Source organism: Streptomyces sp. NBC_01463, assembly GCA_036227345.1.
Classification (GTDB): domain Bacteria; phylum Actinomycetota; class Actinomycetes; order Streptomycetales; family Streptomycetaceae; genus Streptomyces.
The window spans coordinates 4,551,351-4,574,452 of record CP109468.1; the positions used below are offsets into that span (position 1 = coordinate 4,551,351).

Annotated in this window: 21 protein-coding genes and 2 tRNA genes; 18 read left to right on the forward strand and 5 right to left on the reverse strand. The window is 69.7% G+C overall.

All coding sequences use genetic code 11. The features are described 5' to 3' along the window. Positions 1-136 precede the first annotated feature (136 nt). The 7 genes from gnd to OG521_20115 all read left to right on the forward strand — a co-directional run bounded on the left by gnd (position 137) and on the right by OG521_20115 (position 8,864). On the forward strand, positions 137-1,015 hold the full coding sequence (gene gnd / locus OG521_20085; protein ID WUW22963.1) for a decarboxylating 6-phosphogluconate dehydrogenase: 879 nt from the start codon (positions 137-139) through the stop codon (positions 1,013-1,015). An 84-nt stretch (positions 1,016-1,099) separates the two neighbouring features. Next, positions 1,100-2,230, forward strand: a complete 1,131-nt coding sequence (gene recF, locus OG521_20090; protein WUW22964.1) for a DNA replication/repair protein RecF — start codon at positions 1,100-1,102, stop codon at positions 2,228-2,230. Continuing rightward, positions 2,227-2,775 (forward strand): DciA family protein, encoded by a 549-nt coding sequence (locus OG521_20095; GenBank protein ID WUW22965.1) that lies wholly within the window; start codon positions 2,227-2,229, stop codon positions 2,773-2,775. The genes recF and OG521_20095 overlap by 4 nt, the downstream gene beginning before the upstream one ends. A gap of 477 nt (positions 2,776-3,252) precedes the next feature. Then, complete coding sequence (gene gyrB, locus OG521_20100; GenBank protein ID WUW26739.1) at positions 3,253-5,286, forward strand: DNA topoisomerase (ATP-hydrolyzing) subunit B; 2,034 nt, start codon at positions 3,253-3,255, stop codon at positions 5,284-5,286. A gap of 52 nt (positions 5,287-5,338) precedes the next feature. After that, on the forward strand, positions 5,339-8,008 hold the full coding sequence (gene gyrA, locus OG521_20105; GenBank protein WUW22966.1) for a DNA gyrase subunit A: 2,670 nt from the start codon (positions 5,339-5,341) through the stop codon (positions 8,006-8,008). A 93-nt stretch (positions 8,009-8,101) separates the two neighbouring features. Next, positions 8,102-8,713 carry a DUF3566 domain-containing protein gene (locus OG521_20110; protein ID WUW22967.1) on the forward strand — a complete coding sequence of 204 codons (612 nt, stop codon included), beginning with the start codon at positions 8,102-8,104 and terminating at the stop codon, positions 8,711-8,713. Positions 8,714-8,790: 77 nt separating this feature from the next. Then, a tRNA-Ile gene (locus OG521_20115) sits at positions 8,791-8,864 on the forward strand. Positions 8,865-9,229: 365 nt separating this feature from the next. Here OG521_20115 and OG521_20120 read toward each other — a convergent pair. After that, on the reverse strand, positions 9,230-9,601 hold the full coding sequence (locus OG521_20120) for a DUF6344 domain-containing protein (GenBank protein WUW22968.1): 372 nt from the start codon (positions 9,599-9,601) through the stop codon (positions 9,230-9,232). A gap of 328 nt (positions 9,602-9,929) precedes the next feature. Here OG521_20120 and OG521_20125 point away from each other — a divergent pair, with 328 nt between their 5' ends. From OG521_20125 to OG521_20135, 3 genes are all read left to right on the forward strand, one after another. Next, positions 9,930-10,064: a DLW-39 family protein gene (locus tag OG521_20125; protein WUW22969.1), complete on the forward strand. Its 135-nt coding sequence runs from the start codon at positions 9,930-9,932 to the stop codon at positions 10,062-10,064. A 150-nt stretch (positions 10,065-10,214) separates the two neighbouring features. Then, positions 10,215-12,164 carry a VWA domain-containing protein gene (locus OG521_20130; protein ID WUW22970.1) on the forward strand — a complete coding sequence of 650 codons (1,950 nt, stop codon included), beginning with the start codon at positions 10,215-10,217 and terminating at the stop codon, positions 12,162-12,164. Next, positions 12,164-13,504 (forward strand): hypothetical protein, encoded by a 1,341-nt coding sequence (locus OG521_20135; GenBank protein WUW22971.1) that lies wholly within the window; start codon positions 12,164-12,166, stop codon positions 13,502-13,504. The genes OG521_20130 and OG521_20135 overlap by 1 nt, the downstream gene beginning before the upstream one ends. A gap of 32 nt (positions 13,505-13,536) precedes the next feature. Here OG521_20135 and OG521_20140 read toward each other — a convergent pair whose 3' ends face one another. Both OG521_20140 and OG521_20145 read right to left on the reverse strand, forming a co-directional pair. Further along, positions 13,537-14,892, reverse strand: coding sequence for a protein kinase (locus tag OG521_20140; protein WUW22972.1), 1,356 nt, complete (start codon positions 14,890-14,892; stop codon positions 13,537-13,539). 76 nt (positions 14,893-14,968) lie between these two features. Then, the gene (locus tag OG521_20145) at positions 14,969-15,517 is read right to left on the reverse strand and encodes a DNA-binding protein (protein WUW22973.1); all 549 of its coding nucleotides are present in this window, start codon (positions 15,515-15,517) and stop codon (positions 14,969-14,971) included. 170 nt (positions 15,518-15,687) lie between these two features. On the opposite strand from OG521_20145, the gene OG521_20150 reads away from it, so the two are divergent. Then, positions 15,688-15,760 (forward strand) — tRNA-Ala (locus tag OG521_20150). 72 nt (positions 15,761-15,832) lie between these two features. Here OG521_20150 and OG521_20155 read toward each other — a convergent pair. Continuing rightward, the gene (locus OG521_20155) at positions 15,833-16,558 is read right to left on the reverse strand and encodes a DUF5324 family protein (protein ID WUW22974.1); all 726 of its coding nucleotides are present in this window, start codon (positions 16,556-16,558) and stop codon (positions 15,833-15,835) included. Between the two features lie 381 nt (positions 16,559-16,939). On the opposite strand from OG521_20155, the gene OG521_20160 reads away from it, so the two are divergent. Together OG521_20160 and OG521_20165 are read left to right on the forward strand one after the other, a co-directional pair. After that, a complete protein-coding gene (locus OG521_20160; protein ID WUW22975.1) occupies positions 16,940-17,467 on the forward strand; it encodes a peptidylprolyl isomerase in 528 nt (175 codons plus the stop codon). 154 nt (positions 17,468-17,621) lie between these two features. Then, positions 17,622-18,521 (forward strand): rhomboid family intramembrane serine protease, encoded by a 900-nt coding sequence (locus OG521_20165; protein ID WUW22976.1) that lies wholly within the window; start codon positions 17,622-17,624, stop codon positions 18,519-18,521. Positions 18,522-18,872: 351 nt separating this feature from the next. On the opposite strand, the gene crgA is transcribed toward OG521_20165, so the two are convergent. After that, on the reverse strand, positions 18,873-19,127 hold the full coding sequence (gene crgA / locus OG521_20170) for a cell division protein CrgA (protein WUW22977.1): 255 nt from the start codon (positions 19,125-19,127) through the stop codon (positions 18,873-18,875). Positions 19,128-19,268: 141 nt separating this feature from the next. Between crgA and OG521_20175 the strand changes: the two genes are divergently transcribed. The 5 genes from OG521_20175 (at position 19,269) to OG521_20195 (ending at position 23,090) form a co-directional block, all read left to right on the forward strand. Further along, positions 19,269-20,036: a DUF881 domain-containing protein gene (locus tag OG521_20175; GenBank protein ID WUW22978.1), complete on the forward strand. Its 768-nt coding sequence runs from the start codon at positions 19,269-19,271 to the stop codon at positions 20,034-20,036. Between the two features lie 25 nt (positions 20,037-20,061). Next, entirely contained in the window at positions 20,062-20,784 is a 723-nt protein-coding gene (locus OG521_20180; GenBank protein ID WUW22979.1) for a class E sortase, read from the forward strand. Between the two features lie 88 nt (positions 20,785-20,872). Further along, positions 20,873-21,061: a hypothetical protein gene (locus OG521_20185; protein WUW22980.1), complete on the forward strand. Its 189-nt coding sequence runs from the start codon at positions 20,873-20,875 to the stop codon at positions 21,059-21,061. Then, positions 21,058-21,696, forward strand: a complete 639-nt coding sequence (locus tag OG521_20190) for an aminodeoxychorismate/anthranilate synthase component II (GenBank protein WUW22981.1) — start codon at positions 21,058-21,060, stop codon at positions 21,694-21,696. The genes OG521_20185 and OG521_20190 overlap by 4 nt, the downstream gene beginning before the upstream one ends. Beyond that, on the forward strand, positions 21,693-23,090 hold the full coding sequence (locus OG521_20195) for a class E sortase (GenBank protein WUW22982.1): 1,398 nt from the start codon (positions 21,693-21,695) through the stop codon (positions 23,088-23,090). Before OG521_20190 ends, OG521_20195 begins: the two co-directional genes overlap by 4 nt. Positions 23,091-23,102: the final 12 nt, after the last annotated feature.

Below are 23,102 nucleotides of genomic sequence, written 5' to 3' on the forward strand. Positions count from 1 at the left end.
GTCCTGCCCGACGTCCAAGGAATCGCGGCAGGACCCGACGGGCACGTTCAGCGCCGAGCATGCCCGGCGTCCTGTCCCCTGCCGGGCGTAGGCTCGGTCCAGGGTACGAATCGGCACAACGCTTAAGGAATCTCTGATGGAGCTCGGTCTCGTCGGCCTCGGCAAGATGGGCGGCAACATGCGCGAGCGCATCCGCCGCGCTGGCCACACCGTCATCGGTTACGACCGCAACCCGGACGTCGCCGATGTCCACAGTCTCGAAGAGCTTGTGGGCAAGCTGAAGGGCCCGCGGGTCGTGTGGGTCATGGTCCCGGCAGGTGCCGCGACCCAGTCCACGATCGACGAGCTCGCCGAGCTGCTCTCGCCCGGCGACATCGTCGTGGACGGCGGGAACTCCCGCTGGACCGACGACGAGAAGCACGCGGTCGAGCTGGGCATCAAGGGCATCGGCTTCGTCGACTGCGGCGTCTCCGGCGGTGTCTGGGGCCTGGAGAACGGCTACGCGCTGATGTACGGCGGCGACGCCGAGAACGTCGCGAAGGTCCAGCCGGTCTTCGACGCACTGAAGCCCGAGGGCGACTTCGGTTCCGTCCACGCGGGCAAGGTCGGCGCCGGCCACTTCGCGAAGATGGTTCACAACGGCATCGAGTACGCCATGATGCAGGCCTACGCCGAGGGCTGGGAGCTCCTGGAGAAGGTCGACTCCGTCACCGACGTGCGCGAGGTCTTCCGCTCCTGGCAGGAGGGCACGGTCATCCGTTCCTGGCTGCTCGACCTGGCGGTCAACGCGCTGGACGACGACGAGCACCTGGACCAGCTCCGTGGCTTCGCCGCCGACTCCGGCGAGGGCCGCTGGACGGTGGAGGCCGCGATCGACAACGCCGTGCCGCTGCCCGCGATCACCGCGTCGCTCTTCGCCCGCTTCGCCTCGCGCCAGGACGACTCCCCGCAGATGAAGATGATCGCCGCGCTGCGCAACCAGTTCGGTGGCCACGCGGTCGAGAACAAGAAGTAGCCACAACGAGGAGCGGGCCCGGCCGGTCGGTCGGGCCCCGCCCCACGAAGCACGGAGCAGCAGCCGGGAAGGTCGGCGTACACCATGCACGTCACGCATCTGTCGCTGGCCGACTTCCGCTCGTACGCCCGGGTCGAGGTGCCTCTCGACCCGGGCGTCACCGCGTTCGTGGGGGCCAACGGCCAGGGCAAGACGAATCTGGTCGAGGCCGTCGGCTATCTCGCGACGCTCGGCAGCCACCGGGTCTCATCCGACGCACCGCTGGTGCGCATGGGCGCCGAGCGGGCCGTGATCAGGGCCGCCGTCACCCAGGGCGAGCGGTCCCAGCTGATCGAGCTCGAGCTGAATCCGGGCAAGGCCAATCGCGCCCGGATCAATAGATCGTCGCAGGTCAGACCGCGTGATGTGCTGGGCATAGTGCGTACGGTGCTGTTCGCGCCTGAGGACCTGGCGCTGGTCAAGGGCGACCCCGGCGAGCGCCGGCGGTTCCTCGACGAGCTGGTCACGGCACGCTCGCCGCGGATGGCCGGAGTGCGTTCCGACTACGAGCGGGTGCTGAAACAGCGCAACACCCTGCTGAAGTCCGCGGCGATGGCGCGCCGGCACGGTGGACGCTCCATGGACCTGTCGACGCTCGACGTCTGGGACCAGCACCTGGGGCGGGTGGGCGCCGAACTGCTGGCGCAGCGTCTCGACCTGATCGCGACCCTCCAGCCGCTGGCCGACAAGGCCTACGCGGACGTGGCGCCTGGCGGCGGTCCGGTGACGCTGGAGTACCGGAGCTCGGTCGGCGCGGGTGTGGAGCCCGCGCGCACGCGCGAGGAGCTGTACGCGCAGCTGATCGAGGCCCTCGCCGAGGTGCGCAAGCAGGAGATCGAGCGCGGTGTGACGCTCGTCGGCCCGCACCGCGACGACCTGGTCCTCGGGCTGCGCGGGATGCCGGCGAAGGGGTACGCGAGCCACGGGGAGTCCTGGTCGTACGCGCTGGCCCTGCGGCTGGCCTCGTACGATCTGCTGCGCACCGAGGGCAACGAGCCGGTGCTGGTGCTGGACGACGTCTTCGCCGAGCTGGACGCACGGCGCCGCGAGCGGCTGGCTGAGCTGGTGGCTCCGGGCGAGCAGGTGCTGGTGACGGCCGCGGTGGACGACGACGTCCCCGGGGTGCTCGCGGGCGCGCGGTACGCGGTGTCCGCCGGTGAGGTGGAGCGGTTGTGAGCGGCGAAGGGGACGGCAAGGACCCGGCGAAGCAGCCGGAGCCCTCGGGTGTGGATCTGGCCCGGGTGGCCCTGCGCGCGGCGAAGGAGCAGGCGCGGGCCCGCGGCGCGGCCGCGCAGCAGAAGAAGCAGGCCAGGCGCGGTGGCGGGCTGCGCTCCGGGGCGCGGGCCGACGGCCGGGATCCGCTGCCGCTGGGGGCCGCGATCAACCGTCTGATCACCGAGCGCGGCTGGGAGACGCCCGCCGCGGTGGGCGGTGTGATGGGCCGCTGGCCGCAGATCGTGGGTGACGATCTGGCCAATCACTGTGTGCCGTTGCGTTACGACGAGGACCCCGACGAGCGGGTCCTGACGGTGCAGTGCGACTCCACGGCGTGGGCGACGCAGCTGAGGCTGCTGGCGCCGCAGCTGGTGGCCCGGCTCAACGCGGACCTGGGTCACGGCACCGTGAGAATGATCAAGGTGCTGGGCCCGGGCGGCCCGCAGCGCCGGTACGGACCGCTGCGCGCCCCGGGCAGCACGGGCCCCGGCGACACCTACGGCTGACCGGTCCCGACTCGCTCCCACCCGTCCTGACCTGGCCTTTTTGCCCTGCTCGCCCGCGGCTGCCGTGGTGCGCGGGAGGGAGTCGCGGCGGGGTGTGTCCCGGTTGTCACCGAGGGGCCGGGGACCCGTGTTGCCCGGGTGCGTGGTGGTGGAAACCGTATGCCGGGCAGCGGGCGTCCCTCACCGTAGTGGGGAGCTGACAGGCCGAAGCGCTCAACGCCCGTGTGAGCCTCTTGAGGCCCCTTCCCGAATATGGGGAGTCGTCAGGCGCTCATTCAGGGCGGCACATGCGGACTCAGGTACCGGCAAACCCCCATTCGGGTCGGCGCTACCGGTAGACTGGTGGACAATCCCGCGTCCTTGCGGGATTCGTCGATACAAGCCGAACGACGCAGCCGCTCCCGCCTGCCCGGAGAACGGCCTGTGCTGTGCCAGAAAGGGCGCTTCGTGGCCGATTCCGGCAACCCCAACGAGAACATTCCGTCCACCCCCGGTGAGAGCAGCGTCGCTCCCGCCTCGGGCGAGGTGACAGCCTCGTACGACGCCAGCGCGATCACCGTGCTCGAGGGTCTGGACGCGGTCCGCAAGCGGCCTGGCATGTACATCGGCTCGACCGGTGAGCGCGGTCTCCACCACCTCGTCCAAGAGGTCGTCGACAACTCGGTCGACGAGGCCATGGCCGGGCACGCGAACACCATCGACGTCACGATCCTCGCCGACGGCGGGGTGCGCGTGATCGACAACGGTCGCGGTATCCCGGTCGGCATCGTGCCGTCCGAGGGCAAGCCGGCCGTCGAGGTCGTGCTCACCGTCCTGCACGCGGGCGGAAAGTTCGGCGGCGGCGGCTATGCCGTCTCCGGTGGTCTGCACGGCGTCGGCGTCTCCGTCGTCAACGCCCTGTCCACCCGGGTGGCCGTCGAGGTCAAGACGGACGGCTACCGCTGGACCCAGGACTACAAGTTCGGCGTCCCGACCGCCCCGCTGGCCCAGAACGAGGCCACCGACGAGACGGGCACCTCGGTCACCTTCTGGGCCGACGGGGACATCTTCGAGACGACCGAGTACTCCTTCGAGACCCTCTCGCGGCGCTTCCAGGAGATGGCCTTCCTCAACAAGGGCCTCACCCTCAAGCTGACCGACGAGCGCGAGTCGGCGAAGGCCACGGCCGGCGCCGACAGCGCCGAGGCGACCGAGGTCCCCGAGGACGAGACGACCCGCACGGTCACGTACCACTACGAGAACGGCATCGTCGACTTCGTCAAGTACCTCAACTCCCGCAAGGGCGACGTCATCCACCAGTCGGTGATCGACATCGAGGCCGAGGACAAGGACCGTCTCCTCTCGGCCGAGATCGCCATGCAGTGGAACACGCAGTACAGCGAGGGTGTCTACTCCTTCGCCAACGCGATCCACACGCACGAGGGCGGTACGCACGAGGAGGGCTTCCGTGCGGCACTGACCTCGCTGGTCAACCGGTACGCGCGCGACAAGAAGCTGCTGCGCGAGAAGGACGACAACCTCACCGGTGAGGACGTCCGCGAGGGTCTGACGGCGATCATCTCGGTGAAGCTGGGCGAGCCGCAGTTCGAGGGCCAGACGAAGACCAAGCTGGGCAACACGGAGGCCAAGACCTTCGTGCAGAAGGTCGTCCACGAGCAGCTGACGGACTGGTTCGACCGGAACCCGAACGAGGCCGCCGACATCATCCGCAAGGGCATCGCCGCCTCGACCGCCCGGGTGGCGGCCCGCAAGGCGCGTGACCTGACCCGCCGCAAGGGGCTCCTGGAGAGCGCCTCGCTGCCGGGCAAGCTGAGCGACTGCCAGTCCAACGACCCGACGAAGTGCGAGATCTTCATCGTCGAGGGTGACTCCGCCGGTGGTTCGGCGAAGTCCGGCCGTAACCCGATGTACCAGGCCATCCTGCCGATCCGCGGCAAGATCCTGAACGTCGAGAAGGCCCGGATCGACAAGATCCTGCAGAACACCGAGGTCCAGGCGCTGATCTCGGCCTTCGGCACCGGGGTCCACGAGGACTTCGACATCGAGAAGCTCCGCTATCACAAGATCATCCTGATGGCGGACGCCGACGTCGACGGTCAGCACATCAACACCCTGCTGCTCACGTTCCTCTTCCGTTTCATGCGTCCGCTGGTCGAGGCCGGGCACGTCTACCTCTCGCGCCCGCCGCTCTACAAGATCAAGTGGGGCCGGGACGACTTCGAGTACGCGTACTCGGACCGCGAGCGCGACGCCCTGGTGGCGCTCGGCAAGCAGAACGGCAAGCGGATCAAGGAAGACTCGATCCAGCGCTTCAAGGGTCTCGGCGAGATGAACGCCGAGGAGCTGCGTGTCACCACGATGGACGTCGACCACCGTGTGCTCGGTCAGGTCACGCTCGACGACGCGGCGCAGGCCGACGACCTGTTCTCGGTGCTGATGGGTGAGGACGTCGAGGCGCGGCGCTCGTTCATCCAGCGCAACGCCAAGGACGTCCGCTTCCTCGACATCTGAGTCGGCCGTACAAGCAAGCCGCAGCCGCAGCGCGAAAGGATTTTGACCAGCAATGGCCGACGAGAACACCCCTGTCCCCGTGACGCCCGAAGAGGTCCCGCCCGTCGAGGGCGTGGGCATGCGTGTCGAGCCCGTCGGGCTCGAGACGGAGATGCAGCGCTCCTACCTCGACTACGCGATGTCCGTCATCGTGTCGCGTGCCCTGCCCGACGTGCGGGACGGTCTCAAGCCCGTCCACCGCCGGGTGCTGTACGCGATGTACGACGGCGGCTACCGGCCCGAGAAGGGCTTCTACAAGTGCGCCCGCGTCGTCGGTGACGTCATGGGTACGTACCACCCGCACGGCGACTCCTCCATCTACGACGCCCTGGTGCGCCTGGCGCAGCACTGGTCGATGCGCATGCCGCTGGTGGACTCCAACGGCAACTTCGGTTCCCCGGGCAACGACCCGGCCGCCGCCATGCGGTACACCGAGTGCAAGATGATGCCGCTGTCCATGGAGATGGTCCGGGACATCGACGAGGAGACCGTCGACTTCCAGGACAACTACGACGGCCGCAACCAGGAGCCGACGGTCCTGCCGGCGCGCTTCCCGAACCTGCTGGTCAACGGCTCCGCGGGCATCGCGGTCGGCATGGCGACCAACATCCCGCCGCACAACCTCCGCGAGGTCGCCTCCGGCGCCCAGTGGTACCTGGAGCACCCCGAGGCCTCGCAGGAGGACCTCCTGGACGCCCTGATGGAGCGCATCAAGGGACCGGACTTCCCGACCGGCGCGCTCGTCGTGGGCCGCAAGGGCATCGAGGAGGCGTACCGCACCGGCCGTGGCTCGATCACGATGCGCGCGGTCGTGGCGGTCGAGGAGATCCAGAACCGCCAGTGCCTGGTGGTCACGGAGCTTCCGTACCAGACCAACCCCGACAACCTCGCGCAGAAGATCGCCGACCTGGTGAAGGACGGCAAGGTCGGCGGCATCGCGGACGTCCGTGACGAGACCTCGTCGCGTACCGGCCAGCGCCTGGTCGTGGTCCTGAAGCGGGACGCGGTCGCCAAGGTCGTCCTGAACAACCTGTACAAGCACACCGATCTGCAGAGCAACTTCGGCGCCAACATGCTGGCGCTGGTGGACGGCGTGCCGCGCACCCTGTCGATCGACGCGTTCATCCGCCACTGGGTGACGCACCAGATCGAGGTCATCGTCCGGCGTACGAAGTTCCGGCTGCGCAAGGCCGAGGAGCGCGCGCACATCCTGCGCGGTCTGCTCAAGGCCCTGGACGCCATCGACGAGGTCATCGCCCTCATCCGGCGCAGCAACACCGTGGAGATCGCGCGCGAGGGCCTGATGGGCCTGCTGGAGATCGACGAGATCCAGGCGAACGCGATCCTGGAGATGCAGCTGCGCCGGCTGGCCGCTCTGGAGCACCAGAAGATCACCGCCGAGCACGACGAGCTCCAGGCGAAGATCAACGAGTACAACGCGATCCTGGTGTCGCCCGAGCGGCAGCGGCAGATCGTCAGCGAGGAGCTGGCGGCGATCGTCGAGAAGTTCGGCGACGACCGGCGCTCCAAGCTGGTGCCCTTCGACGGCGACATGTCCATCGAGGACCTGATCGCCGAGGAGGACATCGTCGTCACGATCTCCCGCGGCGGCTATGTGAAGCGCACGAAGACGGACGACTACCGCTCGCAGAAGCGCGGCGGCAAGGGCGTGCGCGGCACGAAGCTCAAGGAAGACGACATCGTCGACCACTTCTTCGTGTCGACGACGCACCACTGGCTGCTGTTCTTCACCAACAAGGGCCGGGTCTACCGGGCGAAGGCGTACGAGCTGCCGGACGCCGGCCGTGACGCGCGCGGTCAGCACGTGGCGAACCTGCTGGCCTTCCAGCCGGACGAGCAGATCGCGCAGATCCTGGCGATCCGCGACTACGACGCGGCGCCGTATCTGATCCTGGCCACGAAGGGCGGTCTGGTGAAGAAGACCGCGCTGAAGGACTACGACTCCCCGCGCTCCGGCGGCGTCATCGCGATCAACCTGCGCGAGACGGCCGACGGCAGCGACGACGAGCTGATCGGTGCGGAGCTGGTGTCGTCCGAGGACGACCTGCTGCTCATCAGCAGGAAGGCCCAGTCGATCAGGTTCACTGCGACGGACGACGCGCTGCGGCCGATGGGCCGTGCCACTTCGGGTGTCAAGGGCATGAGTTTCCGCGAGGGAGACGAACTGCTCTCGATGAATGTCGTCAGGCCCGGTACTTTCGTGTTCACTGCCACTGACGGCGGGTACGCGAAGCGGACCCCCGTCGACGAGTACCGCGTCCAGGGTCGCGGCGGCCTCGGCATCAAGGCCGCCAAGATCGTGGAGGACCGGGGCTCGCTGGTCGGTGCGCTGGTGGTCGAGGAGACGGACGAGATCCTCGCCATCACGCTCGGCGGTGGTGTGATTCGTACGCGAGTCAATGAAGTCAGGGAGACGGGCCGTGACACCATGGGCGTCCAACTGATCAATCTGGGCAAGCGCGACGCCGTTGTCGGTATCGCTCGCAACGCCGAGGCAGGCCGCGAGGCCGAAGAGGTCGACGGAGCCGTCGACCTCGATGCCGAAGGCGAGACGACCGAGGCAGTGACAGCCGAGGCCACCACGGCCGAGGCGACTGCCGAGAGCACGGTCGACGGCACTGTCGAGGGCAACACGTCCTCGACCGGGGAGCACGAGGAGTAGAGCGTGAGTGGAGCCACGGGCGCCGGTCCGGCAGCTTCCGAAACCGGAGGTAACGGTGCCCGTGGCCCTGCCACGGACTCCCAAGGGGGCACTGTGACGGATACCCGGGGCCCTCAGCCCCAGTACGAGGGTTACGCGACCGGGCCGTTGCCCGGTGAGCGGGAACCCGCACCGGGGCAGGCGGGCCCTTACCACCCGCCGCAGGCCTACCCCTCGCCCCCGGGCGGGACCCAGGGAGGCGGCCGGCCCCGCGGGGGCCAGCAGGGCGGCATGCCGGGCGCAGGCACGGCACAGGCGACCCGCAGACCCCGGACGGGGGCGCGGACCACTCCGCGCACCCGCAAGGCGCGTCTGCGGGTGGCCAAGGCGGATCCGTGGTCGGTGATGAAGGTCAGCTTCCTGCTGTCCATCGCACTGGGCATCTGCACGGTGATCGCGTCGGCGGTCCTGTGGATGGTGATGGACGCGATGGGCGTCTTCTCCACCGTGGGCGGCACGATCAGCGAGGCGACCGGTTCCAACGAGGGCAACGGCTTCGACCTGCAGTCGTTCCTGTCGCTGCCGCGGGTCCTCATCTTCACCTCGGTCATCGCGGTGATCGATGTGGTGCTGGCGACCGCGCTGGCGACGCTGGGCGCCTTCATCTACAACTTGTCGGCCGGCTTCGTGGGCGGTGTCGAGCTCACGCTGGCCGAGGACGAGTAGCGACGCATCTATCGATTTTGGGACTGGCCCCGACGTGCGCTAATCTTCTTCACGTCAGCGCGACACAAAAGCGCGGCGGGGCTATAGCTCAGTTGGTTAGAGCGCATCCCTGATAAGGATGAGGCCACAGGTTCAAATCCTGTTAGCCCCACAGTGACAACAGAAGGCCCGGTTCCTCTTCGGAGGGACCGGGCCTTCTGCGTGTGCGGGGGTGTCCGACGTGGGCGGGGAGAGCGCCCGGCGCCTGGCCCCCGCGCTGACCCTGTGCCGCTGTGCGCGGCTGCGTGCCGCCGCGTGTCCCTGTCGTACGCACCGGGGCTGCCCCGGTCACATGCTGACGCACGGAAAGTACCCCCGAACCCGGAAAGCCCCGCACGCGGCCTCACGGGAGGAGGCGTGAGCGGGCGCAGGGACGGGACGGGGCTGTGTGCGGGACGGAGATGTGTGCGGGGGCACGGGAAAGCCCCCGTCCGGTGTGAACCGGCCCGGGGGCTCTGGGCTTCAGGTGCGCCGCTCTCAGGGCGGGAGGAGGGACGCGTCCCCCGCCGGGGCTCCGTGCGAGGCGCGGGCGGTGCTGGTGGTGTTCGCGGTGTCCGTCGTGTCTGCGGACAGGTGCCGGGTGGCGGGTGAGGAGCCGTGGGCCTCGGCGCGGATCCGCTGCTTCATCGTGGGCGGCAGGGCCCGGTCACGCGGAAGGGTCCATCGCACGGACGGTGTGGTCACGGTTGCCGTGGCCGCCCCCGTGTGCTGCTGGGTCGTGGTCGCCGGCTCCGTGACCGTGGCTTCCGTGGCCGCGGCGGTGGAGCTTGCCAGGCCCAGCGACGCCAGGAGTGCGAAGAACGCGGTGATGAAGGCGGTCCAGATGCTCTTGGCCTTGAAGGTGCTCATGGCCCCTCACTTTCAGGTGGTCCGTTTTGCTTACCTTTCTGATGATGTGGATCCGGCTCCCGATTTCGTGGACCGACGGCGCCGATGCGCCGATCTTCAGATGAACACCACTCGTATGGTGCAACCGGTCCCCGGAGGCGGTGTCCGGGCCGGCTCCGGGCGGTGTTCCCGGGGTGCCGGAACCCGGCGGCCGCGGATGCACAGTCTTCGGGCGATCGCTCTTCGGCAGGCGCCAGTTGGGTTGCGGGGAGGTCACCGGTCGATATCGGCCGATGTGTATAGTCGGGCAGCAGAAGTCCCCTACGCCAAGGAAAGACGAGGTCGCGCGGTGAAGAAGCTTCTCCTGGTCGCACTGGCCGCCATCGGCGGGCTCCTCGTGTACCGCCAGATCCAGGCGGATCGCGCCGAGCAGGATCTGTGGACGGAGGCGACTGACTCCGTGCCCGCAGGTTCGGGTGTGTGAGACAGAACAGCCTGTTGCGAGCCCCGGTCGCTGATGCGGCCGGGGCTTCGTGCTGTTGCGGGACCGTGACGCCTGTGCTCTTGAGTTCACTCAAGCAAATCAATAGGTTGCTTGAGCAAACGAGCTGAGGTTTCGGTCGAGGGGGCACGGGTGACGGCACGCACACACCACCGCACTGCGCGGGCGGGGACATTGATCGGCGGGGCGCTGTTCGCCCTGGTGGCAGGCGCGCTGCCGGCCCTGGCGGGTCCGCCCGGTGCCGGCGCCGCGGTGGACGCGGCCCGGTCCGACGGAAGCGGCAGCCTGGTCATGGTGCTCGACTCGTCCGGCTCGATGGGGGACGACGACGGGACCGGGCACACCCGGATGGAGAGTGCCCGCACGGCCGTCGGCACGGTCGTGGACGGTCTGCCCGACGGTTATCCGACCGGTCTGCGGGTGTACGGCGCCGACCACCCGCAGGGCTGCACGGACACCCGGCTGGTCCGCCCGGTGCAGAAGCTCGACCGGGCCGCGGTGAAGCGGGCCGTCGCGGGCGTACGGCCCCGGGGCGACACCCCCATCGGCCTGTCGCTGCGCAAAGCGGCCCAGGACCTGCCGGAACCCACGGGCGGCGCCATCGGTACGCGCACGGTCCTGCTGATCTCCGACGGAGAGGACAACTGCGGTACGTCGCAGCCCTGCGAGGTCGCCGAACAGCTCGGCAGGGAGGGGATCGGGCTGCGGATCGACACGGTCGGCTTCCAGGTGAAGGGCGCGGCCCGCAAGCAACTGGAGTGCATCGCGAACGCGGGCAACGGCCGCTACTACGACGCACCCGACGCCAAGGCGCTGGCCCGCCAGCTCCAGCGTGCCTCGCAGCTCTCCGCGGACGGCTACCGCCTCCGGGGCCGGCGCGTCGCGGGCGCGGCCACCGCGGACCGGGCGCCCGTGCTCGTACCGGGGCAGTATCTGGACACCATCGGCCCGGGCGAGAAGCGCTACTACGCCGCCGATCTGGACTCCGAGTCCACGGTGGACCTCGCGGCGACGGCGGTGCCGCAGCCGGGTGCGGCCGTGGACACGTTCGACGCGCTGAGCACCAGGATCGAGTACGACGAGCACGGCTCCTGCGGGACGCACACCGAGCGTTTCGCGCAGAAGGAGGGGGCCGTACCGCTGACGTCGGCGGTCGCCCGCATCCGCTCGAAGACGGGGACGCGTACCTGCGACCGGGCGGGCCGGTACCGGCTGGTGGTGGAGCGGGAGAGCAAGAAGGGCTCGGACGCCGCACGTTGGCCGCTGGAGCTCGTGCTCGGGGCGGAGGCGCCGCTGGCGAAGGGCGTGACGCCCGCCCAGTCGCAGACGGAGTACGGCCGGGGCGGCAAGGAGGCCACGCTGCCCGCGGGCAACCCGCGGGACGTGCGCGGCGGCACCGGGTTCAACGACGCCCGGACCATCGCCCAGGGCGTGTGGCGCGACCGGATCCTGCCCTCCCAGACGCTCTGGTACAAGGTCCCGGCGAGCTGGGGCCAGCAGGTGCGCTACGACGTGGAGTTCGCGAACGAGCCCACGGTGGACGGGACGGCCGCCACGTACTCCTACGGCGCGACCCGGCTTTACACGCCGGCCCGCCATCCGCTCACCGGGGGCGGCGAGTTCAGCACGAGCACGATGTACAGCGGCCGTCCTTCGGCGGTCGCGATGGGTGGTGTCCCGGTCGCCTGGACGAACCGCTACGAGGACCGGACCGACGTCCAGCCGGTGCACGCCGGGGGCGAGTTCTACATTTCGGTCACGCTGGGCGCGCAGGCCGCCGAGATCGCGGAGAATCCGCAGATCGGTCTGGTGCTGCGGGTGTCGGTGCTCGGCGAGGCACGCACCGGACCGGAGCACGGCGCCCCCGCCGCGGCAGGGAAGGCGGGCGGCGAGGCGGGCCAGGATGCGGACAAGAGGGGCGATTCGATCGCGTCCGCAGACAGCGGTGGTGCGGGAGGGGCAGGATGGACCGGCATCGCGGCTGCTGCCGGGGCGGGCGTCATGGCCGTACTGGTCGCCGTGTTCGTATATGTACGCAGCCGCCGCGGGTCAGCCGCACGGACGACGAGGGGAAGCGCGTGATGAGGCAGCGCAGCAGGGGCCGGGTGGCACTGGCCGCGTTCGCGGCGATGTGCGCGGTGGCGGCGCTGCCGGGACAGGCGTACGCGGACGGGGCGAACGGCGCGTACGCCTTCGACCCGGGCGCGAAGCCGGTGACCGGGGCCGAGGTCAACACCGAGGCGTCGGAGCTCAAGGCCGGCTCGGTCTACAAGAGCACGATCAAGGCCGGCCAGAAGCTCTACTACCGCCTGAACCTGGCGGCGACGACGAACGCGTACGTCTCGGCCGTCGTGGTGCCCAAGGGTGGCGGCAAGGTGGCCTACGGGGACGGCGTCACGGTCAGCATCAGGGACAACTCCGACCTGCGGTGCAGCTCCGAGGACGCCCACTTCGAGTCCGCGGAGTACCCGCGGCCGATCGCCGCGTACGCCTACCGGACCGTGGAGAAGGACAGCAGCACCTGCCAGGGCGCCGGTACGTTCAACGTCCTGGTCGAGCGGGAGAGCAAGGACACCTCGGGCCCGGAGGACTGGGACCTGGAGCTGCGGTACGAGACGGAGCCGGAGCTCGCCGAGGGCGGCTCGATGCCGACGAACGCCCCGGAGGAATGGCCGTCCGCCTCGCCGGAACCGCCTGCCGCGGCGGCCGACAACCGCAGGCAGGGCGGCAGCAGTTACTACGACGCCACGAGCCTGGAGACGGGCGAGTGGAAGGACGAGATCACGCCGGGCCAGACCCTCTTCTACCGGGTCCCGGTCGACTGGGGGCAGCAGGTCTTCGCCACCGCCGGCCTCGGCAACAGCACGGGCACCGAGGAGAACGAGTACATCGGCAACGCGCTCGCGATGTCCCTGGACAACCCGGCCCACGGCCATGTGGACGACGTCTCGCCCATGGCGTACTCGGGCAAGCCCGCCTCCGTCTCCCTCGACCCGGTGCCGCCGGTGGCGTACAACAACAGGTTCGACTCCGACAGCAGCGTCAGCGCCATGCGCTTCGCCGGCTGGTACTACCTGTCCGTCTCACTGAGCCCGGAGGTCGGTACGGCCTACGGCAAGAAGCCGTTCCCGCTCACGCTGACGGTCAAGGTGGACGGCGAGGCCAAGGGGACGCCGTACAAGGGTGACGCCGGGATCTTCTCCGTCACGCAGGACGACAAGGACATGGCGAAGAACGGCCAGAGCGATCTGCAGGCGGCCGAGAGCAAGAGCGACACGATGAAGCTGGTCGGCGCGGCCGGCATCGGCGCCGGCGCGGTGCTCGTCATCGCGCTCGGCGCCTGGACACTGCTCGCGCGCCGCCGTGCGAGCAGCGCCGGTAGCGGGCAGTCACCGTACGGAGGGCCGCCGCAGGCCTGGTAGCGGCCCGGCCCCCCTCACGGGCCGGGCTCCGCTCAGGCCTGGGTCAGCGCCCAGATGCCCACGGCGAAACAGATCAGCGCCACCAGCAGGACCGGGACCGCCACCTTCGGGGACGGTCCCGGACGCGTCTGCGGGGCCGGGGCCGCGTGGGAGGCCACCGGGGCATGGGAGACCTGTGGGGCCTGTGGGTGCTGGGCGGTGTAGGCCCGGGTGAGCGGCTGGTCGTGCGGCACCGCGGCGGTGGGGGCCTGCGAGGCGTCCGGTACGGCAGCGGGGTAGGGGGCGGCCTGCTGGGCCGGATGCGCCGCGACGGGCGTCATCGCCTGGGGCGCGGGCGTGGGGTGTTGCGGGGGCGGCGGGAGGTGGAAGCTGCCCGTCTCCGACATCGCGGAGGGCGGCTGCGGCTGCGCGTACGGCTGCTGCCCCGTTGCCTGAGGTGCCTGAGAGGCCTGAGGGGATGCCTGGGGGGTCTGAGGGGCCTCGGAGGTGTGGGAGGTCCGGGAGGCCTGCTCGGGGCCCGTGGGGCCGAACCCGGCGGGCAGCGGGCCGATTTGGTCGAAGACCTCCACCGGCTCGTCGTCGATCCCGGGTTCGGGCAGCATCTCGACGGCGGCGGTGAGGGCCTTGCGCGCGCCCGTGGCCGTACGGAAGCGGGCCTGCGGGTCCGGCTGCAACAGCCCCGCGAGGACCTGCCACAGCGGTTCGGGGATGCCCTGCGGGGCGCTCGGCGTCCCGTACGAGGCGAAGTGCTCGACGAGCGCCTGGGAGTCGGGCTTCTGGCCTTGGAGCAGATAGAGGGCGACGAGGCCGACCGCGAAGAGGTCGGCGGGGAAGTCCGGCTCCGCGCCCATCATCTGCTCGGGGGCGAAGTAACCCGGCGTCCCCACCACGTAGTTCGTCTCGGTGAGGCGCGGCTCGCCCTTGCGCATGGAGATCCCGAAGTCGGAGAGCCGCAGGTGCGGCCGTCCCGTTCCGGTGGCCTCCATCAGGATGTTCGCCGGCTTGATGTCCCGGTGGACGACCCCTTCGGCGTGCACCGTCGACAGCCCGGACAGCAGCTGGTCGAGGAGCGTGCAGACGAACCTGGGGGGCAACGGGCCGTAGTCACCGATGACATGGGCCAGCGAGCCACCGCTGACCAGGTCCATCGTGAACAGGACCTTGTCGTCGTCCGCCGCCCAGCTCGCCGGGGCGAGCACGTGCGGATGCTCGATCCGCAGGGCCTGCTCCCGCACGAAGCGCAGCAGCGTGTGCGCGTCGCTCTGCTGGAGGACCTTGGCCGCCACATAACGGCGGCGCCGGTGATCCCAGGCACGCCAGACAGCACCGACCCCACCACGTCCGATCGGATCGATCAGTTCGTACCGACCAGCGAAGACCTCACCCATTGTGCTGCGCCCGCTCCCCGTTCCCGTCTCGGTCCGTGCGTTCTGCTGCCACTGCCGCCGCCGTCCGGTCCGGCGTCTAGTTCTGGTGGCCCTCGTAGTGCGCCACGGCGTCCGCGGTGCGCCCTGCGCCGTAGACCCTGAGGAACTCTGCCAGTTCCGGGTGGGTCGGGGCGAGGGAGTCCGCGGCATCGATGATGTCACCGGCGGCCGCGACGGACCGCAGCAGCGACTGGATCTCGCGGACCACACGGCGCACGGTGGGGGCGCCGCCGGTCGTCGTGGTCTGGCCGGTGCCGGTGAGCACGGAGCCGCCCTGGGACTTCTTGATCTCTTCCATGCGGTCGGTGGCCTCTCCCGCGCTGACGCTGCCGTCCGCGACCTGACTGGCGAGTTCCTGGAGCGCCTGGACGCGCTGGACGACCGCGGGGTTGCCGATCTTCGCCCGCTGACCGCTCATGAGCTGGGAGAGCATGGGGGCGGACAGCCCGAGCACCGCGGCGAGCCGGGCCTGGTTCAGACCGAGATCATCGATCAGCCGGCGGAAGAGCGCGCCCAACGGCTCCCCGTACCAACTGCGCTGAAGATCCCTGGCTCTCGCCGTTGCCTCTTGCTGCGCTGCATCCATGGCGTCTCCCCTTCGCTGCGGCTTCGCTGCTGCGAACCTCGACGAGCATCTTACGGAGCGTGGTTGCCGACCGGGAGCCCCCATCTTTTTGGAGGAATCAGGGGGTGACCCGGTACTCTGGTCTGCGGCGGTGGCCCACGACGCCGAGCGTCGGGTGCTGCCTGCTTCTCGGGGCCTTAGCTCAGTTGGTAGAGCGCTGCCTTTGCAAGGCAGATGTCAGGAGTTCGAATCTCCTAGGCTCCACATACGAAATGCCCTCTGATCTGCGCGAACGCAGATCAGAGGGCATTTTTCGTGAGCGGGTCCGGCGGCAGGTCAGGGACGGTCGTCCAGGTCCTTGCCGTCCACGGTGTCCCGGCCGTCCGCCTCGGCGTCGGCCTGCTTCGCCTGGACCTCAGGGTCCAGGATCGGCTCGCCGCTGCCGTCGACCGAGGTCAGCGGGGCGCGGTCGTCGACCTCGGTGGGGGCGGGGGGCTCGACCAGCCAGTCGGGGTTGGCCTGCTTGTCCCACCAGCGCCAGACGGCATACGCGCCGCCCGCCAGGAGGCCGGCCACGGCCAGACCCTTGAACGCCCGGCCGGCCCTGGCCCGCCGGTCGTGCTTCTTGGTGAGCTTCCTGATCTCCTTCGCCGTGACCTGTCCGCGCAGGGCGGCCAGCGCGGCCGAACTGCGGGCTGTGGCCTCCTCGGCCACGGGCTGGGCGGCGGCGAGGGCGTGCTCGAAGCGGGGCACGGTGTAGTCCGCGGCGCTCTTGGCGGCCTTACGGGTGCCCCGCGCGGCGCGCTGTGCCGCCTCGTCGACCTTGGGGGGCACGTGTGCGAGGGCGAGTTCGAGTCGTGGTGCGAGGTGCGCGTCGTACTGGACTCGGGCCTGCTGCGCTGCCTTCGACACCTTCGGCGCGAGCAGCGTGCGTGCCTCGTTCGCGTAGTGAGCGGCCTGCTCCTTGGCCGAGTCGGCGTAGGGCGCCACCACTACCGCGGCGTGCTGCACGCTGTCCTTCGCCGAGTCGGTTGCGGCGCGCACGCTGTCGATGCGGGTCACGGGATCCTCCTCCTTGGTGGCGGGTAGGTACTCCGCCTTTCCACCCAATTCGAGATCATGCCTGCAGGGGGCCTGTGGGGCACGTGGGACGGGCATCCGGGTCATTCGAGTCATGCAGGATGCCGTGGGACAAGCAGGTGCAAGGGGAGCCTCCCGATGACAATGCCACGGTTCGGTCCGCCACGCGCCGATTGGTCACACACTTGGCCGCATTTGTTCTTGTGCCCCGTTCGGCGCGAAGTATGGGAAGCCGCAGGCGGACGGCGTGCGAGGGGGCGCAGGGGTGCGAAGGCTCCGTGCGGCGCGGCCGGGCCGGGCGCCGGGCGGGGTGGACCGTGCGAGGATCGGTGGACGTCAGACCAGACTTACGGAAGGCAGATCGTGGCCGAGCAGCTTTACGCCACCTTGAAGACCAACCAGGGCGACATCGAGATCCGGCTCCTGCCGAACCACGCGCCGAAGACGGTCAGGAACTTCGTCGAGCTCGCCACCGGTGAGCGCGAGTGGACCCACCCCGCGACCGGGGCCAAGTCCACGGACCGGCTGTACGACGGCACCGTCTTCCACCGGGTCATCAGCGGCTTCATGATCCAGGGCGGCGACCCGCTGGGCAACGGCACCGGGGGTCCGGGGTACGAGTTCGGTGACGAGTTCCACCCCGACCTCGCCTTCACCAAGCCGTACCTGCTGGCCATGGCCAACGCGGGCCCGGGCACCAACGGCTCGCAGTTCTTCCTGACCGTGTCGCCGACCGCATGGCTGACCGGCAAGCACACCATCTTCGGCGAGGTGGTGGACCCGGCGAGCCAGAAGGTGATCGACGCCATCGCGGCCATCCCGACCAACGCGCGCACCGACCGCCCGCTGGACGACGTGGTCATCGAGTCGGTCGTCGTCGAGAAGCGCTGATCGCCTTTCGTCACCGGCCGGTCACTCTCCGGTCCTTCCGTTCGGGAACCAACCGCCCTGCCCGTCCGTACTTGATGAGAGAGCGGATGCGCAGGGCGGTGGCGTGCGCGCCGCCGCGACGACGAGGACCGAGGGGCCGGGAGTGATGGGACCGATGGACCAGCAGCCGCCCGGCGGCCAGGACCCGAGCCCGTCCGTCGACGGTCCGGTCAGCTGTTACCGCCACCCGGGCCGTGAGACGGCGGTTCGCTGCACCCGCTGCGAGCGCCCGATCTGCCCCGACTGCATGGTCAGCGCCTCGGTCGGCTTCCAGTGCCCCGACTGCGTGCGCGAGGGGTCGGGTACGGGACACCACCCGGCGGCGAACAGTCCGCGCACGGTCGCCGGCGGCACCGTCGCGGCCGATCCCCGGCTGGTCACCAAGATCCTGCTGGGGATCAACCTCGCGGTGTTCGTCGCGGTGCTGGCCAACAAGGCCCTGGTCGACGACCTGGTGCTGCTGGGCCGGGCCAACTTCTACTACGGCGGTCCGCCCGAGGGCATCGCCGAAGGCCAGTGGTACCGGCTGGTGACGTCGATGTTCCTGCACCAGGAGGTGTGGCACATCGCCTTCAACATGCTGGGACTGTGGTGGCTGGGCGGTCCGCTGGAGGCGGCGCTCGGCCGCGCCCGCTATCTCGCGCTCTATCTGATCTCCGGGCTGGCGGGCGGCGCCCTGACCTACTGGCTCGCCGCGGAGAACCAGCCCTCGCTGGGTGCTTCGGGTGCCATCTTCGGTCTGCTGGGCGCCACCGTCGTCCTGATGCGCCGGCTGAACTACGACATGCGCCCGGTCTTCACGCTCCTCGCGCTCAACCTGGTCATCACCTTCAACCCCTGGGGCGGCATCGCCTGGCAGGCCCATGTGGGCGGGCTGGTCGCCGGTGCGCTGATCGGGATCGGCATGGTGCACGCGCCACGGGAGCGGCGGAATCTGGTGCAGTTCGGCACCTGTGCCGCGGTGCTGCTCGTGGTGATCCTGATCGTCGTCGCGAGAACGGCCTCGCTGACGTAAACGGCTCCGCGGCTCGATAGGCGGATGCGGATGCCGACGCGGATACGGCTGCGCACGAAGCCACCGGGGCCGTTATCGACCGTTTGTGATCGAAGTTGTCCACAGCGTGCACGCGATCTTGTGCATGCAGCGGGTACAACTGTGCCCCTTGTCACTGAGCTGGGTTTTTCCAGCGAGGACAAGGGGCGTGCCGCCCGCGTCGAGGGTGGCTGCAGTCACACCGGCGTCAACGGCCGAGGAGTTATCCACAGATCGTCTGACCTTTTCCCCCGCCTGTGGATAACGCTGTGGGTAACTCAGGGCAAGGGTTGCGGGACGGGTGCCCGCTGTGGTGCTAGACGGTCCGCGGAGCTACTTCCACTGGGTCGAGACACCGAAGCCGCCGGCGATGAAGCCGAAGCCGACGACGATGTTCCAGTTCCCCAGCGAATCGATCGGCAGGTCGCCGTCGGTCACGTAGAACACGACGATCCAGGCCAGACCGATCAGGAACAGCGCCAGCATCACCGGCGCGACCCAACTGCGGTTGGTCAGCTTTATGTTGGTTGCCTGCTTCGCCGGAGGGGGCGTGAAGTCGGCCTTCTTGCGGATACGTGACTTCGGCACGAGGAACTCTCCTGTCGATGCGCTGCGTGACCGCGCAGGGAACTGTGGCTGGCGCCGGGGCTGGGCGCGAGGGGGAATGCTGCCTCCCCCGGGCGTCCGTTAGCGTAGTGCTTCCGTGGCGCCGAAGGAGATAAGGGTACGTTGAGCAATTCTGCCGACTCTCCCCCAGGGCCGGTCCGGCGCACCTTCCGGCATCCGGCCAAAGTGCTCACGGCTGCCGTTTTCGCCCTGGCCGGACTCATCTTCGTGACCAGTGCGAACACCGCCAAGGGCACCAATATCCGTACGGACTCCTCGCTGCTGAAACTCTCCGATCTCATTCAGCAGCGCAGCGAGAAGAACGCCGCTCTGGACGAGTCCGCCGCCTCCGTGCGCCAGGACATCGACACCCTCGCCCAGCGCGACGACGGCAGCACCAAGGCGGAGGACGCCCGGCTGAAGGCGCTGGAGCGGGCCGCCGGCACCTCGAAGCTCTCGGGCCGGGCCGTGTCCGTCACCCTCGACGATGCCCCGCAGAACGCCACCGCGAGCCCCGGCTACCCCGATCCGCAACCCAATGACCTGGTCATTCACCAGCAGGACCTCCAGGCCGTGGTGAACGCCCTGTGGCAGGGCGGCGCCCGTGGCGTCAAGGTCATGGACCAGCGGCTGATCTCCACCAGCGCGGTGCGCTGCGTCGGCAACACCCTGATCCTCCAGGGGCGCGTCTACTCACCGCCGTACAAGATCACCGCCGTGGGCGACCCGGGGAAGCTGGAGCGCGCGCTCAACGCCTCCCCGGCGATCCAGAACTACCTGCTCTACGTGAAGGCCTACGGGCTCGGCTGGAAAGTCGACGAGCACGAGGCGGTGACTCTTCCCGGCTACTCGGGCACAGTGGATCTCCACTATGCGGAGCCGGTGAAGTAGCGAGCAGCTGCGGGGAGGCCGACCGGTGTCGGTGCGACTGATCGTCAGGACGTTCAGCGAGCTGTGCATCACCGTCGGCGCCCTGATCGTTCTCTTTGTGGTGTACGTCCTGTTCTGGACGGGAGTGAAGGCCGCGGGTGCGACCGAGGGCCAGATCGACGCCCTGCAGAAGCAGTGGGCCCAGGGAGCGGTGGTCACGCCCGCACCCGCACCGGCGCCCGCCCCGTCGGCGTCACCGGAGACGCCCGACCCGAAAGCCCCGGACCACAAGGCCCTCCGCGACGGAAAGCCGTTCGCGATGCTGTACATACCCCGCTTCGGCAAGAGCTGGGAGCGGCCCGTCCTGGAGAACACCGAGGTCAAGACCTTGCAGAAGGGGCTGGGCCACTACCGCGGCACGGCCGGCCCCGGCGAGACGGGCAACTTCGCGGTGGCCGGGCACCGCCGCACCTACGGAGACCCGTTCAAGGACTTCCCGAAACTGCGCCCCGGCGACGCGGTGCTGGTGACGGACGGGACGACGTGGTTCACGTACCGCATCGACAAGAAGCCGTACCGCACCGTGCCGAGCGATGTCGGGGTCATCGACCCGGTCCCCCGCAAGTCCGGTTTCGACGGGCCCGGCCGCTATCTGACGCTGACCACCTGCGAGCCGGAATGGGGCAGCAGCCACCGGCTGATCGCCTGGGCGCACCTGGACGCGACGCAGCCGGTGACCGACGGCAGGCCGGCGGCCCTCCGCAGCTGACCCGCCGTGGGCCCGCGGCTTTCCACAGCTGACCCACGGCGATGCCCGGGCCCTTTAGTCTGGTCCCGTACCGAATGGAGGGGTCAGCATGTACGGCTGGATCTGGCGGCATCTGCCGGGCAACGTCTGGGTGCGTGGGGTCATTTCGCTCGTGCTCGCCCTGGCGGTCGTCTACGTGCTGTTCCAGTACGTCTTCCCGTGGGCGGAGCCGCTGCTTCCGTTCGGCGATGTGACGGTGGACGGCGACGGCACGAGCGCGATGGGGGCCGTCCGGTGAGCGCCCGCATCCTGGTCGTCGACAACTACGACAGCTTCGTCTTCAACCTCGTGCAGTACCTCTACCAGCTGGGCGCCGAGTGCGAGGTGCTGCGCAACGACGAGGTGACCACGGCCCACGCGCAGGACGGCTTCAACGGCGTCCTGCTCTCGCCGGGCCCCGGCACCCCCGAGCACGCGGGTGTCTGCGTCGACATGGTGCGGCACTGCGCGGCGACCGGTGTCCCGGTCTTCGGCGTCTGTCTGGGCATGCAGTCGATGGCGGTGGCGTACGGCGGTGTGGTGGACCGCGCCCCCGAGCTGCTGCACGGCAAGACCTCCCCGGTGATCCACGAGGGCGGGGGCGTGTTCGCCGGCCTGCCCTCCCCGTTCACCGCGACCCGCTACCACTCGCTCGCCGCCGAACCGGACACGGTCCCCGATGAGCTGGAGGTCACCGCGCGGACGGCCGACGGCATCATCATGGGGCTGCGCCACCGGGAGCTGGCGGTCGAGGGAGTGCAGTTCCATCCGGAGTCGGTGCTCACCGAACACGGCCATCTGATGCTGGCGAACTGGCTGGCACAGTGCGGTGACACCGGCGCCGTCGAGAGGTCGGCGGGACTCGCGCCGGTGGTGGGCAAGGCCGTCGCGTGACCCCACCCCGCCACGGATCCGACGCCGGACAGGACGGCCCGTACGACCCCGGTGCGTACGAGGCCTCAGGCGCGTTCGAGGCGGCGGTCGACCAGTTGGTGGACCCACTGAACGATCCGCTGCCGGGGCGGCACGCGTCCCCCTGGTTCCGGGCGGACAACATCCCCGCGGAGCAGTCTGCCGCGGACGGCGGCGGGGCGGCCGAGCCCGTCGCCGCAGGGACCCCGACGCAGGCGTCACAGGGGCCACAGGCGGGCCAGGGCCAGCCGAGCGAGTGGTACGACCCCGAAGGGTACGAGCGGGACTGGTACGGCCACCAGGAGTCCGTGCGGCGCTCGCCCGCGCAGTCCCCGCCCGCCGCCGTGCCGGCAGAGCCGGTTCCCACGGCGCCCGCTGTTCCGATGCCCCGCCATGAGGAGACCGTCGCGCTGCGGAAGGCGGAGCCCCGGCGAATAGTCGTCGCCGACGAAGCGGTCACGGCCGTCCTGCCGGTGACGACGGTCCGCCCGGACTCGCAGCCGGAGCCGGAGCCGGAGCGGGATACCGATCCCGGGTCCGCGGCCACCGGTGGCCGGGCCGAGCGGCGTCGTGCGGCGAAGGGCCGCGGCCACCGGCGCGGGGACGCGCAGCCGGTGACCGGGGCGGCAGGAGCGGACGGCGCGGCGGCCCCGGCGAAGCCGATGTCGCGGGTCGAGGCGCGCCGTGCGGCCAAGGCGGCCAAGGACAGCCCCGCGGTCGTCGTCAGCCGGGTGGTCGGTGAGCTGTTCATCTCGCTCGGCGTGCTGATGCTGCTGTTCGTCACGTACCAGCTGTGGTGGACGAACGTGCGTGCCGAACAGATCGCCGGCAAGGAGACGCACAAGATCCAGGACGACTGGGCCCACGGCAAACGCAGCCCCGGAGTGTTCGCACCGGGCCAGGGTTTCGCCATCATCCACATCCCGAAGCTCGACGTCGTCACGCCGATCGCCGAGGGCATCAGCAAGGAGAAGGTGCTCGACCGCGGGATGGTCGGCCATTACGGGGAGGAACCGCTGCGCACGGCGATGCCGTCGGACAAGCAGGGCAACTTCGCGCTGGCCGGTCATCGCAACACGCACGGCGAGCCGTTCCGCTACATCAACCGGCTGAACCCCGGCGACAAGGTCGTGGTCGAGACCCAGGACGCCTACTACACGTACGAGATGACGAGCGTCCTGCCTCAGACCTCGCCGTCCAACGTGTCGGTCATCGGCGAGGTGCCGCCGCAGTCCGGCTTCAAGAAGCCCGGGCGGTACATCACCCTGACGACCTGTACGCCCGAATTCACGAGTACGTACCGTTTGATCGTCTGGGGCAAGATGGTCGACGAACGGCCGCGCAGCAAGGGGAAACCCGACGCGCTCGTGGAGTGAGCGGGCCGAACG